This is a genomic window from Micromonospora sp. NBC_01740 (genome assembly GCF_035920365.1).
In the GTDB taxonomy this organism is placed as follows: Bacteria; Actinomycetota; Actinomycetes; order Mycobacteriales; family Micromonosporaceae; genus Micromonospora; species Micromonospora reichwaldensis.
This window is the reverse complement of the sequence record NZ_CP109150.1, coordinates 2,044,674-2,057,108: the sequence shown is the minus strand read 5'-3', so window position 1 is coordinate 2,057,108 and position 12,435 is coordinate 2,044,674. Positions and strand designations below refer to the sequence as shown.

The following is a 12,435-nucleotide window of genomic DNA, read 5'->3' as shown; positions in this document are numbered from 1 at the left end:
AGCACGGGACGCGGGTCGGCGACACATCGATGACCGGTGGATTCGGTGGACGGTTCCCGGGTACCAGGCCCACAACCGACCGTTCCGCAACCGGTAAGGGGCAGACATGACCAACCCACAGGACATCAGGGGTCAGGACGTCGTGGACGTCCTGACCGCCGACCACCGTGAGGTCGAGGCGCTCTTCGTGCAGTTGGAGAGCCGGCAGGGCACCCCCGAGCACCGTCGGCAGCTGGCCGACGTGGTGATCGCCGAGCTGGTCCGGCACGCCGTCGCCGAGGAGATGCACGTCTATCCGACCGCCCGCAAGGCGCTGCCGGACGGCGACCAGATCGCCGAGCACGAGATCTCCGAGCACGCCGACGCCGAGCGGACCATGAAGGAGCTCGAGTCGGTCGACCCGTCCGACCCGCGCTTCGACGAGCTCCTGGCGCACCTGACGAGCACGATCCGGCACCACGTCAAGGACGAGGAGTCGGACCTCTTCCCCCGCCTGCGCGCCGCGGTCGCCACCGAGGAGATGGTCGAACTGGCCGGCAAGGTGGAGGCGACCAAGAAGACCGCCCCGACCCGGCCGCACCCGGCCGCACCCGACCGGCCGCCGGCGAACCGGCTGCTCAACCCCGGCGCCGGCCTGGTGGACCGGATGCGGGACGCGCTGAGCGGCCGCGTCACGTCGACGGCGGAGCTGGGCCAGCAGCAGCGCTGACCGCCGCCGCTCATGGTGGCCACGCCCGGCCCGGGGCGTGGCCACCGGCATGTCACCGGCCGGCTCAGGTCTCCGGGGCGATCCGGCGCAGGCCGTCCGCCTCGGACACGATGACCGCCTCCATCGGGCAGGAGTCCGCCGCGTCCACCAATGCGTCGTCCGGCGCCACCCGCTCGGCCAGCGGGCGGGCCAACCCGTCCACCAGCACGAAGTGCCTCGGCGCGGTGCCCGCGCAGATCCCCGACCCGATGCACCGCGTCGGGTCCACGTGCACCCGCCACTGCTCGTCCGTCGCACTCATCTGTTCACCAACTCACCGGCATGGCGACGAGCCCCCGGACCAGCAGGCCGCTCTTCCAGGTCAGCTCGGATTCCGGCACGGCCAGCCTCAGGTCGGGCGTGCGGGCGATCAGCGTCTCCAGGACGACCTGGAGCTCCATCCGGGCGAGCTGCGCGCCGACGCAGTGGTGCACCCCGTGCCCGAAGCCGAGGTGGGGGTTGACCTGCCGGGTCAGGTCGAGCCGGTCCGCGTCGGCGAAGACCGTCTCGTCCCGGTTGGCCGACGAGATCGACACCACCACCGGCTCGCCGGCCCGTACCAGCACGCCACCGACCTCGACGTCCTCCATCGCGTAGCGGGCGAAGGCCGAGGACGCGCCGAGCGGCACGTACCGCATCAGCTCCTCGACGGCAGCCGGCACCAGGTGCGGCCGCGACCGTAGCCGGGCCCACTCGTCCGGGTGGGTGAGCAGGGCGTACACGAAGTTGGGGATCTGGGTCACCGTCGTCTCGTGCCCTGCCGCGAGCAGCCCGGCGGCCAGGCGCACGACCTCGTCCTCCGCGAGCCGGTCGTCGGCGTCCCGGGCCCGGACCATCGCGCCGATCAGGTCGTCGGTGGGTTGCTCGCGCCGCTGCGCGATCAGCTCGCCCATGTACGCGAGGAGACTGTCGATGTACTCCTGGGCCTGCTCCGGGCTCAACGAGGTGGTCGACACGATCGCCTCGGACCAGGCGTGGAATCGGTCCTGGTCGGCCACGGGTACGCCGAGCAGGTCGCAGATGACCCGGATCGGCAGCGGGGTGGCCAGGTGCTCCACCAGGTCGGCCGGTGGACCGGCCGCGAGCATGCCGTCCACCAGCTCGTGGGCCACCTCCCTGGTCCGGGGCCGCAGTTCCTCCACCCGGCGGGCGGTGAACGCCTTCGCCACCAGCCGACGCAGCCGGGTGTGCTCCGGCGGGTCCATCGACAGGATCCCGCCCTCCTGCTGTCGCGGCGAGTTGCGGGGCTCGTCCCGACCCACCGAGGCGGCCCGGCTGAACCGGGCGTCGCCGAGCACGGTCCGGACGTCGGCGTGCCGGGTGGCGAGCCAGGCCGGCTCGCCGAACGGCATCCGGATCCGGGTGAGCGGTTCGTCCCGGCGCAGCCGGGCGTAGCGCGGGTCGAGGTTGAGCCGGTCGGGGTCGCTGAACGGATAGCGGTGGGGGACGGTCGTCTCGGGGGCCTCGGTCACCGGATGGTTTCCTCTCGTCACGGCGCCCCAAGGGGAGGGCGCCGGTCCGGTCGGGGACGACTCCACGTTGAGTCATGTTCCGACTGCGGATAGTAGCGAGAGTCATCGATCCTTGGCTAGCGGTACGCGTCGATCCGTCAGGAAACAGTCGTCCCGGGCCACCTGCTACGCGGCGACCCGGGACGCTACGAGGGGTTCAGCGGACCTGGTCGCCTTCGCCGGTGCGCGCCTGGGCCTGGTCGACGCCCTTGTCGATCTGCTCGTCGTACTTGCCGCCCGTGCGCTTGTCGGCCATGTCGCCGCCCTTCTCCATGCCCTTGTCGACCTGCTCGTCGTGCTTGTCGGCGAAGTCCTTGGCCTTGTCCATGAAGTCGCTCATCGGGGTCCTCCTCGAAGCCGGTTCCGATCCCTGCCTTCCCTGAGCCCGGGGGCCCAAACGCGACGGAGCAGCGGCCCGGGGGCGGTCGGGAAACGGCGGTCGCCCCCGACGCCCCGGCCGCCCATCTAGCGTGAAAGGGGACGCGGGTGTCGAAGGGACGCCGGCCGGGTACCGACTCGCCGGAGATCGAGGAGGGCCGACGTGGTCGCAGACGATGCCGGGCGTACGCCCGAGAGAACGCCCGGCCGGGGCGCCGGCTCCCGACAGACCTGGGCCGCGCTCCCCTGGCTGGTCCGCTCGGCCGTGGTGTGGAGCGCCTGCCTGGTGGTGATCGTCGCCGGGCTGTACCTGCTGGGGAAGATCGCGGTGCTGCTCGCGCCGCTGGCCATCGCGCTGGCCGTCACCATCTTCCTCACCGCGCTGCTCGACCCGGTGCAGCTCGCGCTGCGCCGGCTCCATCTGCCCGCCGCACTGGCCGCCCTGCTCACCGTACTGCTGCTGCTCGGCCTGCTGTTCGGCGTCGGCGCGCTGGTGTGGAGCCTCACCGCCAACCAGTTCAGCGAGTTGAGCGAGGAGCTGGTGCAGGGCCTGCAACGGACCCGGGACTTCGTGACCTCGACGCTGCCGGTCAGCGACCGACAGCTCGACCAGCTGCTCGACCAGGCCCGCCAGGGGCTCGGGCAGGGCTCGGTCGACCCGGTCTCCGGCGCCAGGACGGCCGCGGAGGTGCTCGGCTCGGCGCTGCTCGCGCTCGTCCTGCTGTTCTTCCTGCTCAAGGACGGCAGGTCCATGTGGCGCTGGACGCTATCCCGCACGACCGGGCCGAACCGGGAAGTGACCGCCGAGGCGGGCCGGATGGGTTGGCGGACACTCGGCGCATACAGCCGGGGCACCATGCTGATCGCCGCGATCGACGCGATCGGCATCGGCCTGGCACTGGTGGTGCTCCGGGTGCCGCTGGCCTTCCCGCTCGCGCTCATCACCTTCTTCGGCGGCTTCATCCCGATCATCGGGGCGACCGTGGCCGGCGCCGTGGCGGTGCTGGTCGCGCTCGCGGCGAAGGGGCCGGTGACCGCACTGCTCGTCCTCGCCGCCGTGATCACCGTCCAGCAGGTCGAGGGCAACCTGCTGGAGCCGCTGGTCATGAAGCGTCAGGTGCGCCTGCACCCGGCGGTGATCCTGGTGGCGGTGACCGCCGGCACCCTGATCGCCGGCATCGCCGGGGCCTTCGTCTCGGTGCCGATCACCGCCGTCGTCTGGCGGGTCATCGACACCATCCAGCAACACCGCCAGCGCCCGACGCCCGCGCCCCCGACCCCCGCCTGACCACCCTGCCGGGTGGGTCCTCAGTGGGGGGAGGGGAGGTGGGTGGTGAACCAGTCGGCGGCGCTGTGTGCCACCTGTTCCAGGGTGCCGGGCTCCTCGAAGAGGTGGGTCGCCCCCGGGATCACCGTCAGCTCGGCCGTGTCCGGCAGCGCCTCCTGGGCCTGCTCGTTGAGCGTGATCACCTGCTCGTCCAGGCCGCCGACCAGCAGCAGCGTGGGCGCGCGCACCTGATCGAGCGCGGCGCCGGCCAGGTCGGGACGGCCACCACGGGAGACCACCGCGCCGACGAGGTCCGGCCGGGCCGCCGCCGCCACCAGGGCGGCGGCGGCCCCGGTGCTGGCCCCGAACAGCCCGATCGGCACGGCGCCGAGGGGTCGCTCCGCCGCCAGCCAGTCCACGATCGCGGCGAGCCGACGGGCGAGCAGGGGGATGTCGAAGCGCAGCTCGGCGGTACGGGCATCCACCTGGTCCTCGGCCGGCGTCAGCAGGTCGACCAGCACGGTGCCGAGGGCACTGCGGTTGAGCACGTGCGCCACGGCCGTGTTGCGCGGGCTGTGCCGGGAGCTGCCGCTGCCGTGTGCGAAGAGCACCACGCCGGCCGGCTCCGCCGGGACCAGCAGGTCGGCCGGAAGTTCGGCGTCCCCCGCCGGGATCGCCACCGCGCTGCTGCGTACGTCCATCTCGCCTCCGTACGTCCTCGGTCGTCCCCGTTCCGGCCGCATACCCGTCCCCGGCGCCGGCAAGCGGCCCCGGCGCCCCCGGCGTTTGTCGCCGAGGGGCCCGGGTAGGCGTCGGGTGACCGCAGACCGTACCGGCGCAGCCGCGCCCCGACGGATCGCGAGGATCGCCATGGCCCAGCAGCAGCGGGAGACCCGGCAGCAGACCACCGACCAGGACCGGCGGGAACAGGACACCGAACGCGGCCGGGACTGGGCGGACGACGCCGCCCAGGCGCGCACGGCCGACGACCCGCGGGCGATGGCGCCCCGCGACGCGGCGGACCGCCCGTCACAGGGCAAGCCGCTCTGACCGACGCCGCCGGGCGACCGGCACCAGGGTCCTAACGCCGCCGGCCCGCCGTCGTCGACGGCGGGCCGGCGGTCGGTCACGGCTCGCTCTCGGGCAGGCGGAGCAGGGGAGCCCGGCCGGGGGCCTGCTCCGGGACGGGGCCCGACACCTCCGCCGCGGGGATCGGCATCGTCACCGGCTCCCCGCAGGTGACCCGGACCGGCTCACCGTGGTGCCGCAACTCCAGCACGTCTCCCGGGTCGCCGTAGCGCAGCGCGTACGTGGTCTGGTGCCGCCGGACGTCGACCCGCAGCCGCATCCCGCGCCACTGGAGGGAGAACTCCAGCCGCTCGAGCCGGCTCGACAGCCGCGGCGCGAAGGAGAGGTTGCCGTCGTGGTCGCGCAGCCCGCCGAACCCGCCCACCAGGGCGATCCAGGCGCCGGCGAGCGAGGCCATGTGCACGCCGTCGCGGGTGTTCTCGTTGAGGTCGTGCAGGTCCATCAGCGCGGCCTCGCGCAGGTACACGTGCGCCAGTTCGGGGTGGCCCACCTCGGCCGCCAGCACGGCCTGCGTGCACGCCGACAGCGACGAGTCGCGCACCGTACGCCGCTCGTAGTAGAGGAAGTTGCGCAGCTTCTCCTCCGGCGTGAAGGCGTCGCCGCGCCAGTGCATGGCCAGGATCAGGTCCGCCTGCTTGACGACCTGCTTGCGGTAGAGGTCGAAGTACGGGTAGTGCAGCAGCAGCGGGTACTTCTCCGGCGGCGTGTGCACGAAGTCCCACTCCTGGAGCCGGGTGAAGCCCTCCACCTGCTCGTGGACGTCGACCTCCTCGTCGTACGGGATGTGCATGGACGCCGCCGCGTCCCGCCAGGCTGCCGCCTCCTCGTCGGTCACGCCGAGGTGGAACGCCTCGTCCCGGTAGCGCATGACCGCGTCGGCCGCGCTGATCAGGTTCCGCTGCGCCATCAGGTTGGTGTAGATGTTGTCGTTCTTCACCGCCGTGTACTCGTCGGGGCCGGTGACCCCGTCGATGTGGAACTGGCCGTGCCGGTCGTGGTGACCCAGCGACCGCCACAGCCGGGCGGTCTCCACCAGCAGCTCCAGCCCGATCTCGCGTTCCAGCTCGGTGTCCTGGGTGACCTGGACGTAGCGCCGCAGCGCGTCGGCGATGCCAGCCGCGATGTGGAAGGCGGCGGTGCCGGCCGGCCAGTACCCCGACGACTCCGGCCCCTCGATGGTGCGCCAGGGGAACGCCGCGCCCTCCAGGTTGAGCGTCCGGGCCCGCTCGCGCGCGGCGGCCAGGGTGCCGTGCCGCCAGTGCAGCGCGTCCCGCACGGCGGCCGGTTGGGTGTAGGTGAGCACCGGCAGGACGAACATCTCCGTGTCCCAGAACGCGTGCCCGTCGTACCCCGGACCGGTCAGGCCCTTCGCGGCGATGGGCCGCCGCTCCGCCCGGGAGCCGGCCTGGAGGACGTGGAACATGCCGAACCGGACGGCCTGCTGGATCTCCGGGTCGCCCTCCACCACCACGTCGGCGGCGTCCCAGAACTCGTCGAGGTATTCGCGCTGCTCGCGGAGGAGCCCGTCCCAGCCGTCGATCCGCGCCCCCGTCAGGGCCGCCTCGACCTGGTCGCGCATCGCCGGCAACGACCGGCGGCTCGACCAGCCGTACGCGAGGTACTTGACCACGCGCAGCGTCTCGCCGGGCTGGAGCACGCACCCGATCGTGGTACGCACCCAGTCCTCGTACCCCTCGGACTGGCTGGTCGTGCGCCCCGGTGCGTACACCTCGTGTTCCATGGCGGCGGCCACCCGCAGACCGGAGACCTTGGTCCGGTGGATCAGCAGCCCGCCGTCGGCGGTGGTGAGTTCCTCCTCGGCCTGCAACGGCGACTCCAGCACGGCCGCGACCCGCGGGTCCCCGCTCTGCGCGGGCAGCGCCTCGTTCGCCACGAGTTCCGACTGGAGGATCAGCCGCAGCGGGCCGTCCACCGCCTCGACCTCGTAGCTGATCGCGGCGACGGCACGCTGGGTGAACGAGACGAGCCGGGTGCTGCGGACCTTGATCTCGCGGCCGGCCGGGGAGCGCCAGTGCAGTTCCCGGTGCAGGGTGCCGGCGCGCAGGTCGAGGACCCGTTCGTGGGCGAGGAGCTCGCCGTAGCGGACGTCGAGCGGCTCGTCGTCGACGAGCAGCCGGATCAGCTTGCCGTTGGTCACGTTGACGACCGTCTGGCCGGACTCGGGGAACCCGAAGCCGGCCTCGGCGTACGGCAGCGGGCGCAGCTCGTAGAAGGAGTTGAGGTACGTGCCGGGCAGGCCGTGGGGCTCCCCCTCGTCGAGGTTGCCGCGCAGCCCGACGTGCCCGTTGGAGAGGGCGAAGACCGACTCGGACTGGGCCAGGACGTCCATGTCCAGCCGTATCTCCCGGACGTGCCACGGCTCGACCGGATAGGCCCGTTCCCGGATCACGCGGTCTGCCCGGTGTCGAGCAGGTCGGCGAGGTCGGTGACCACGACGTCGGCGCCGTGGGCCAGCAGCTCGGCGGCCTGGCCGACCCGGTCCACCCCGATCACGTACCCGAACCCGCCGGCGCGGCCGGCGGCGACCCCGGCGAGGGCGTCCTCGAAGACGGCGGCGTTGCGCGGGTCGACCCCGAGCAGTTTCGCGCCGGCCAGGAACGTGTCCGGCTCGGGCTTGCCGCGCAGCCCCTCGGCGCGGGCGACGAGCCCGTCCACCCGCGCCTCCAACAGTGGTTCCAGCCCGGCGGCGGCGACCACCTCCCGGCCGTTCGCGCTGGCCGTGACGACCGCCCGGCGCAGTCCGGCGGCACTCGCCGCCTCCAGGTACGCGACGGAGCCGGGGTAGACGTCCACGCCGTGGGTGCGCAGCCGCTCCAGCAGCAGCACGTTCTTGCTGTTGCCGACCCCGTTGACGGTGTCGGCGTCCGGCGGGTCGTCGGGCGACCCCTCGGGCAGCACGATGCCCCGGGAGGCGAGGAAGGTGCGCACCCCGTCGGCGCGCGGCCGGCCGTCGACGTAGCGGTTGTAGTCCGGCCCGGGGTCGAAGGGACGGAACTCCGCGCCGGTGGTGGCGGCGTGGCGGCGCAGGAAGGCGTCGAACGTCTCGGTCCACGCGGCGTTGTGCACCCGGGCGGTCTGCGTCAGCACACCGTCCAGATCGAAGAGACAGGCGGTCACGTGAGCAGGTAGGCCCAGCACGGTACGAATCTATCCAGACCTCCACGCCCGTAAACCGCTTTCGGTGCGCTTGCCGCGCGGCTCAGTTCGGGCGCAGCGTCCAGACCACGGTCATCCCGCCGGTCGGCTTGCCCTCCTCGGTGGCGATCTCCACCTGGACCGGGAACTCCGGCCGGCGGCCGGACTCCAGTTCCGCGACCACCTCGGCGACCGGCCGGTCGAGGCGCGCGGTGGCCAGGACGGGGCCCATGGCCAGCTTCCGGTACGCGATCTCGGCCCGCACGGCCAGCGGCGTGGCCCGGTCGAGCAGTTGCCCGAACGCGGCCAGCACGACCGCGCCGGAGGCGGTCTCGCCGAGGGTGAACATGGCCCCGGCGTGCGGGCCGCCGACGTGGTTGTGGGTGGCCGGCGAGTCGGGCAGTCGGACGGTCACCCGTACCCCGCCCTCCGCCTCGGGGGCCACTTCGACGAATTCGATGCCGAGCGTACGGGCGAACGGCACAGCCGCCAGCATGCCGGCCGCCACCTGGCGCGAGTCGATGGTCATAGCCCGACGTTACTAGCCGGTAACTTTGTCGGCAAGGACCGCCCCCGTCAGCGCCAGCCCACGTCGATCCGGTCGCCGCGCTCGTCGAAGAAGTGCAGCGCGTCCATGCGTACGGAGACGGCCAGGGGGTGCCCGGCGGCGATCCCCGGGTACGGCGCGAGCCGGACCGCGAGCTCGGCGGGGCGCCGGTGGTGCCGGCCCGGGTCGTTGAGCACGCTGGTGCGGGTGGCGGCAACCGGGGCGGGGGCCTCCTCCTCGGGGGCGCGCCCGGTCAGCCGCTGCATCACCTGCCCGAAGCGGCGCAGGCCGCGCTGGCCGGTGGGCGCCTCCTCCGTCCGGGTACCCATCTCGTCCACCACGATCGCGGTGGCCCCGATGTCGAGGAAGGCGAGCGACTCGTGCCCGTGGTGCTCCAGGTAGCGGATGCGGCCGTGCAGCACGGCGCCCTGGGTGTCCGGCGCGACCGGGGTGAGCGCCTCGGCCCGCATCCCGACCACGATCCGCTCACCGTGGTAGTGCGCGACCGCCCGGCTGCGGATGTCGTCCCACGGCAGGTGGAGCGCCTGGTCGCCGAGGGTGAGGGTGACGTAGCGGTCGAGGTGGACGTAGACCGAGGCCTCCAGCAGGTTCATCCGCGGGCTGCCGAGGAACGCGGCCACGTAGAGGGTGGCCGGGCGGCCGTAGACCTGGGTGGGGGTGCCGACGTCCTGGAGGACGCCCTTGCGCATGATGGCGACCCGGTCGGCCATGGTCAGCGCCTCGGCCTGGTCGTGCGTGACGTAGATGGTGGTGACGCCCAGCTCCCGGGTCAGGCCGGAGATCTCGGCGCGCAGTTCGGCCCGGAGCCCGCTGTCGAGGTTCGACAGCGGCTCGTCCATCAGGAAGAGGCCCGGACGGCGCACGATCGCCCGGCCCATCGCGACCCGCTGGCGTTGCCCGCCGGAGAGCTGGCTGGGCTTGCGGCCGAGTACGTCGCCGATGCCGAGCGCGCTGGCCACGTCGGTGACCCGCTCGCCGCGCGGCTCGGGCTCCAACCCGGCCAGCTTGAGCGGGAAGGCGATGTTGTCGCCGACGGTCATGTGCGGGTAGAGCGCGAAGTCCTGGAAGACCATGGCGATCTTCCGGTCGCGCGGCGGCAGGTCGTTGGCCAGCTCGCCGTCGAGCATCACCGCGCCCGACGTCGGGTCCTCCAGCCCGGCCACCATCCGCAGCACGGTGGACTTCCCGCAGCCCGACGGGCCGAGCAGCACCATGAACTCGCCGTCGTTGACGTCGAGATTGACGCTGTCGACGGCGAGGGTGCCGTCCCGGAACACCTTCGTGACATCCTTGAGTGCGACGGTTGTCACCGTGCCCTCCCCCCACCTCGTCGACCGAATCCCGAATGACTGTGACGAGGATCATGCGGTTCGCACATCGGGTAAACGTGCCATGTTCGGCTTGTGACGGCCCTGTGACGCCCACCCGGCGGGACGAGCCGGCGTCAGCGGGGTCCGCCTCCCGCCTGCGACGCCGGGGCCAGCGCGCCGACTCCGCGCGCCGGCCGGCCGGCGGTGGCCGGTTCGCCGAGGAAGACCCGGCGGACGACCCGCTCGGCGGCGTGGCCGTCGTCGAGCGCACAGAACCGGGCCCGGAACCGCTGCCGGGCCGTACGCGCCGCCGCCGAGTCGACGCCGCCGGCGCTGAACAGGTCGAGCAGGTCGGCGAAGCTGGTGGCCACCGCGCCCGGCGGCTCCGCCGTCACGTCGAAGTAGACGCCCCGGGCCAGCCGGTACGCCTCCCAGTCGGGGGCGTAGACGACGATCGGCCGGTCGAGCACGGCGTAGTCGAACATCGCCGAGGAGTAGTCCGTGATCAGCACGTCCGCGACGAGGTAGAGGTCCTCCACGCGCGGATGGCCGCTGACGTCGCGTACGCGGTCCCGGTCGGCGGGGCGCCGGGCGCGTAGGTCCCGGTCGTGGAAGTAGTGGCTGCGGATCAGCAGCCGACCGGCCGGGCCGAGCACGTCGAGCAGCCGCTCCGGGTCGAAGGGCGGCCGATAGCCGGGCAGGTGCTCCCGGTGCGTCGGGGCGTACAGGACGACCCGTTCGTCGGGCCCGAGGCCGAGTTCGGCACGCAGCCGGCGCACCTCCCCCGCGGTCGCGGTGACCAGCCGGTCGTTGCGCGGGTAGCCGACCTCCAACGTGGTGTACGCGGCCGGGTACGCGCGCTCCCACATCTGCGTGGAGAAGCTGTTCGCGCTGACGCTGTAGTCCCACCGGTCCACCCGGCGCAGCAGCCCGGCGAAGTCCATCCCGACCGCGCCGACCGGGTACCGCTGCTGGTCCAGGCCCATCACCTTCACCGGCGTGCCGTGGTGGGTCTGCACGTGCACGCTGCCCGGCCGCTTGCGGACGTGGTCCGGGAAGTTCACGTTGTTGACCAGCCACCGCGCCTGGGCCAGCGCCCGGTAGTACGCGGGCGTCCCGGCGACCACGTACGCGACGCCCTCGGGCACGGTGTGCACGCGGTCCCGCCGGACGATCCACACCCCGCGCACCTGCGGCGCCAGCCGCCGGGCCGCCTCGAAGATCGCGGCCGGGTTGTCCGAGTAGCCCCGGTACCAGTAGGCCGCGTAGACGGCCAGCGCCTCATCGACCGGGCGGCGCAGTTCGGCCCGGTAGTACTCGCGCAGCAGGGCGTCCCGGGCCAGCCGGACCGCGCGCCGGGCCGGGGGCGCGACCCGCCGCTTCGCGCTCCGCGCGGTACGCCGGGCGACGTCCCGCGCGCGGTAGGCGGTGCGCAGCGCGCTGAAGGTACGCCAGCGCCCGGCCGCCACCAGCCGGTGCTTGAGCCCCTCCGCGCCCGCCGGGGCCGGATAGCCACCGGGGGGCAGCCAGCGCGCGTGGTCGGCGGTGATCTGGGCGAAGAAGGCCGGCCGCAGCTCGGGGTCGATCCGCTCCCCGTTGCCGAGCACGCTCAGGTAGTGCCAAATCATCCGCTCGAACAGCGCGGGACGCAGGTCGTCGACCGCCGGCCCCCAGGCGTCCATCAGCCGGAACACCCGGTGCCACTGGTCGAAGACCTCGAAGTGCCGCTCGCCCCTGGTCCTGGTGATCGCCCCGGTGCGGCGCTGCCGGTAGTTGACGCAGACCCGGTCCAGCACACCGATCCGCTCGGCGGCCATCAGCACGGGATAGCTGAACGAGACGTCCTCGTACCAGCCGGGGGCGAAGCGCAGCCCCTCCTCGATCAGGAACTGCCGGCGGACCAGCCGGTTCCAGGCGGTGTGCAGCAGCCGCAGCGTCTCGGGCCGGTCCCGCAGCCGGAAGGTCTCCTCGCCGGGCGGCTCCGGGAACACCTCTTCCATCGCGCTGCGGCTGGTGGCGTCGTTCCAGTGCGTCCGGACGTGGTCGACCAGGAGCACGTCGGGGCGGGTCGCGCGGAGGCGCTCGACCACCTCGGGCAGGCACTCCGGGGCGAGCCAGTCGTCGCCGTCGACGAACCAGACGTACTCGCCGGCGGCCCGGTCCAGCCCGATGTTGCGGGCCGGACCGAGCCCCACGTTCTCCGTCAGCCGGACGGCGCGCATCCGCGGGTCGCGGGCCGCGTACTCGGTGAGGATCTCGCCGCTGTCGTCGGGCGAGCAGTCGTCGACGCCGATCACCTCGATGTCGGCGACCGGCTGGCCGAGAATCGAGTCGAGGCATTCGCGCAGGTATCCCTGCACCCGGTAGGCCGGCACGACGAAGCTGATCAGTGTCATCGGCCGGCCCCT

At 73.1% G+C, this 12,435-nt stretch carries 12 protein-coding genes; 3 read left to right on the top strand and 9 right to left on the bottom strand.

The window, feature by feature from the left end; translation table 11 throughout:
• Window positions 1–106: 106 nt before the first annotated feature.
• Window positions 107–709: a hemerythrin domain-containing protein gene (locus OG989_RS09905; protein WP_151457272.1), complete on the top strand. Its 603-nt coding sequence runs from the start codon at window positions 107–109 to the stop codon at window positions 707–709.
• A 64-nt stretch (window positions 710–773) separates the two neighbouring features.
• On the opposite strand, the gene OG989_RS09900 is transcribed toward OG989_RS09905, so the two are convergent.
• The 3 genes from OG989_RS09900 to OG989_RS09890 all read right to left on the bottom strand — a co-directional run bounded on the left by OG989_RS09900 (window position 774) and on the right by OG989_RS09890 (window position 2,599).
• On the bottom strand, window positions 774–1,010 hold the full coding sequence (locus OG989_RS09900) for a ferredoxin (protein ID WP_132231878.1): 237 nt from the start codon (window positions 1,008–1,010) through the stop codon (window positions 774–776).
• A 4-nt stretch (window positions 1,011–1,014) separates the two neighbouring features.
• On the bottom strand, window positions 1,015–2,220 hold the full coding sequence (locus tag OG989_RS09895) for a cytochrome P450 (RefSeq protein WP_327030334.1): 1,206 nt from the start codon (window positions 2,218–2,220) through the stop codon (window positions 1,015–1,017).
• Between the two features lie 196 nt (window positions 2,221–2,416).
• Window positions 2,417–2,599: an antitoxin gene (locus tag OG989_RS09890; RefSeq protein ID WP_151457270.1), complete on the bottom strand. Its 183-nt coding sequence runs from the start codon at window positions 2,597–2,599 to the stop codon at window positions 2,417–2,419.
• A gap of 201 nt (window positions 2,600–2,800) precedes the next feature.
• On the opposite strand from OG989_RS09890, the gene OG989_RS09885 reads away from it, so the two are divergent.
• Window positions 2,801–3,925, top strand: a complete 1,125-nt coding sequence (locus tag OG989_RS09885) for an AI-2E family transporter (protein WP_151457269.1) — start codon at window positions 2,801–2,803, stop codon at window positions 3,923–3,925.
• 20 nt (window positions 3,926–3,945) lie between these two features.
• Here OG989_RS09885 and OG989_RS09880 read toward each other — a convergent pair whose 3' ends face one another.
• Complete coding sequence (locus OG989_RS09880) at window positions 3,946–4,605, bottom strand: dienelactone hydrolase family protein (RefSeq protein WP_327030333.1); 660 nt, start codon at window positions 4,603–4,605, stop codon at window positions 3,946–3,948.
• Between the two features lie 169 nt (window positions 4,606–4,774).
• Between OG989_RS09880 and OG989_RS09875 the strand changes: the two genes are divergently transcribed.
• The gene (locus OG989_RS09875) at window positions 4,775–4,954 is read left to right on the top strand and encodes a hypothetical protein (RefSeq protein ID WP_327030332.1); all 180 of its coding nucleotides are present in this window, start codon (window positions 4,775–4,777) and stop codon (window positions 4,952–4,954) included.
• A gap of 76 nt (window positions 4,955–5,030) precedes the next feature.
• Here the strand turns inward: OG989_RS09875 and OG989_RS09870 are convergent, their stop codons facing one another.
• From OG989_RS09870 to OG989_RS09850, 5 genes are all read right to left on the bottom strand, one after another.
• Window positions 5,031–7,403 carry a glycoside hydrolase family 65 protein gene (locus OG989_RS09870; RefSeq protein ID WP_151454129.1) on the bottom strand — a complete coding sequence of 791 codons (2,373 nt, stop codon included), beginning with the start codon at window positions 7,401–7,403 and terminating at the stop codon, window positions 5,031–5,033.
• Window positions 7,400–8,152, bottom strand: a complete 753-nt coding sequence (locus OG989_RS09865; protein WP_151454130.1) for an HAD-IA family hydrolase — start codon at window positions 8,150–8,152, stop codon at window positions 7,400–7,402. The genes OG989_RS09870 and OG989_RS09865 overlap by 4 nt, the downstream gene beginning before the upstream one ends.
• A gap of 61 nt (window positions 8,153–8,213) precedes the next feature.
• The gene (locus OG989_RS09860) at window positions 8,214–8,678 is read right to left on the bottom strand and encodes a DUF4442 domain-containing protein (protein ID WP_327030331.1); all 465 of its coding nucleotides are present in this window, start codon (window positions 8,676–8,678) and stop codon (window positions 8,214–8,216) included.
• A 47-nt stretch (window positions 8,679–8,725) separates the two neighbouring features.
• Window positions 8,726–10,027 (bottom strand): ABC transporter ATP-binding protein, encoded by a 1,302-nt coding sequence (locus tag OG989_RS09855; RefSeq protein WP_327030330.1) that lies wholly within the window; start codon window positions 10,025–10,027, stop codon window positions 8,726–8,728.
• A 134-nt stretch (window positions 10,028–10,161) separates the two neighbouring features.
• Window positions 10,162–12,423: a bifunctional glycosyltransferase/CDP-glycerol:glycerophosphate glycerophosphotransferase gene (locus OG989_RS09850; RefSeq protein WP_327030329.1), complete on the bottom strand. Its 2,262-nt coding sequence runs from the start codon at window positions 12,421–12,423 to the stop codon at window positions 10,162–10,164.
• Between the last annotated feature and the right edge of the window lie 12 nt (window positions 12,424–12,435).

Bases quoted from the DNA above. Each gene is read 5' to 3' on its own strand.
- OG989_RS09905 (WP_151457272.1), top strand. From the start codon at position 107: ATGACCAACCCACAGGACATCAGGGGTCAGGACGTCGTGGACGTCCTG.
- OG989_RS09900 (WP_132231878.1), bottom strand. From the start codon at position 1,010: ATGAGTGCGACGGACGAGCAGTGGCGGGTGCACGTGGACCCGACGCGG.
- OG989_RS09890 (WP_151457270.1), bottom strand. From the start codon at position 2,599: ATGAGCGACTTCATGGACAAGGCCAAGGACTTCGCCGACAAGCACGAC.
- OG989_RS09880 (WP_327030333.1), bottom strand. From the start codon at position 4,605: ATGGACGTACGCAGCAGCGCGGTGGCGATCCCGGCGGGGGACGCCGAA.
- OG989_RS09875 (WP_327030332.1), top strand. From the start codon at position 4,775: ATGGCCCAGCAGCAGCGGGAGACCCGGCAGCAGACCACCGACCAGGAC.
- OG989_RS09860 (WP_327030331.1), bottom strand. From the start codon at position 8,678: ATGACCATCGACTCGCGCCAGGTGGCGGCCGGCATGCTGGCGGCTGTG.
- OG989_RS09850 (WP_327030329.1), bottom strand. From the start codon at position 12,423: ATGACACTGATCAGCTTCGTCGTGCCGGCCTACCGGGTGCAGGGATAC.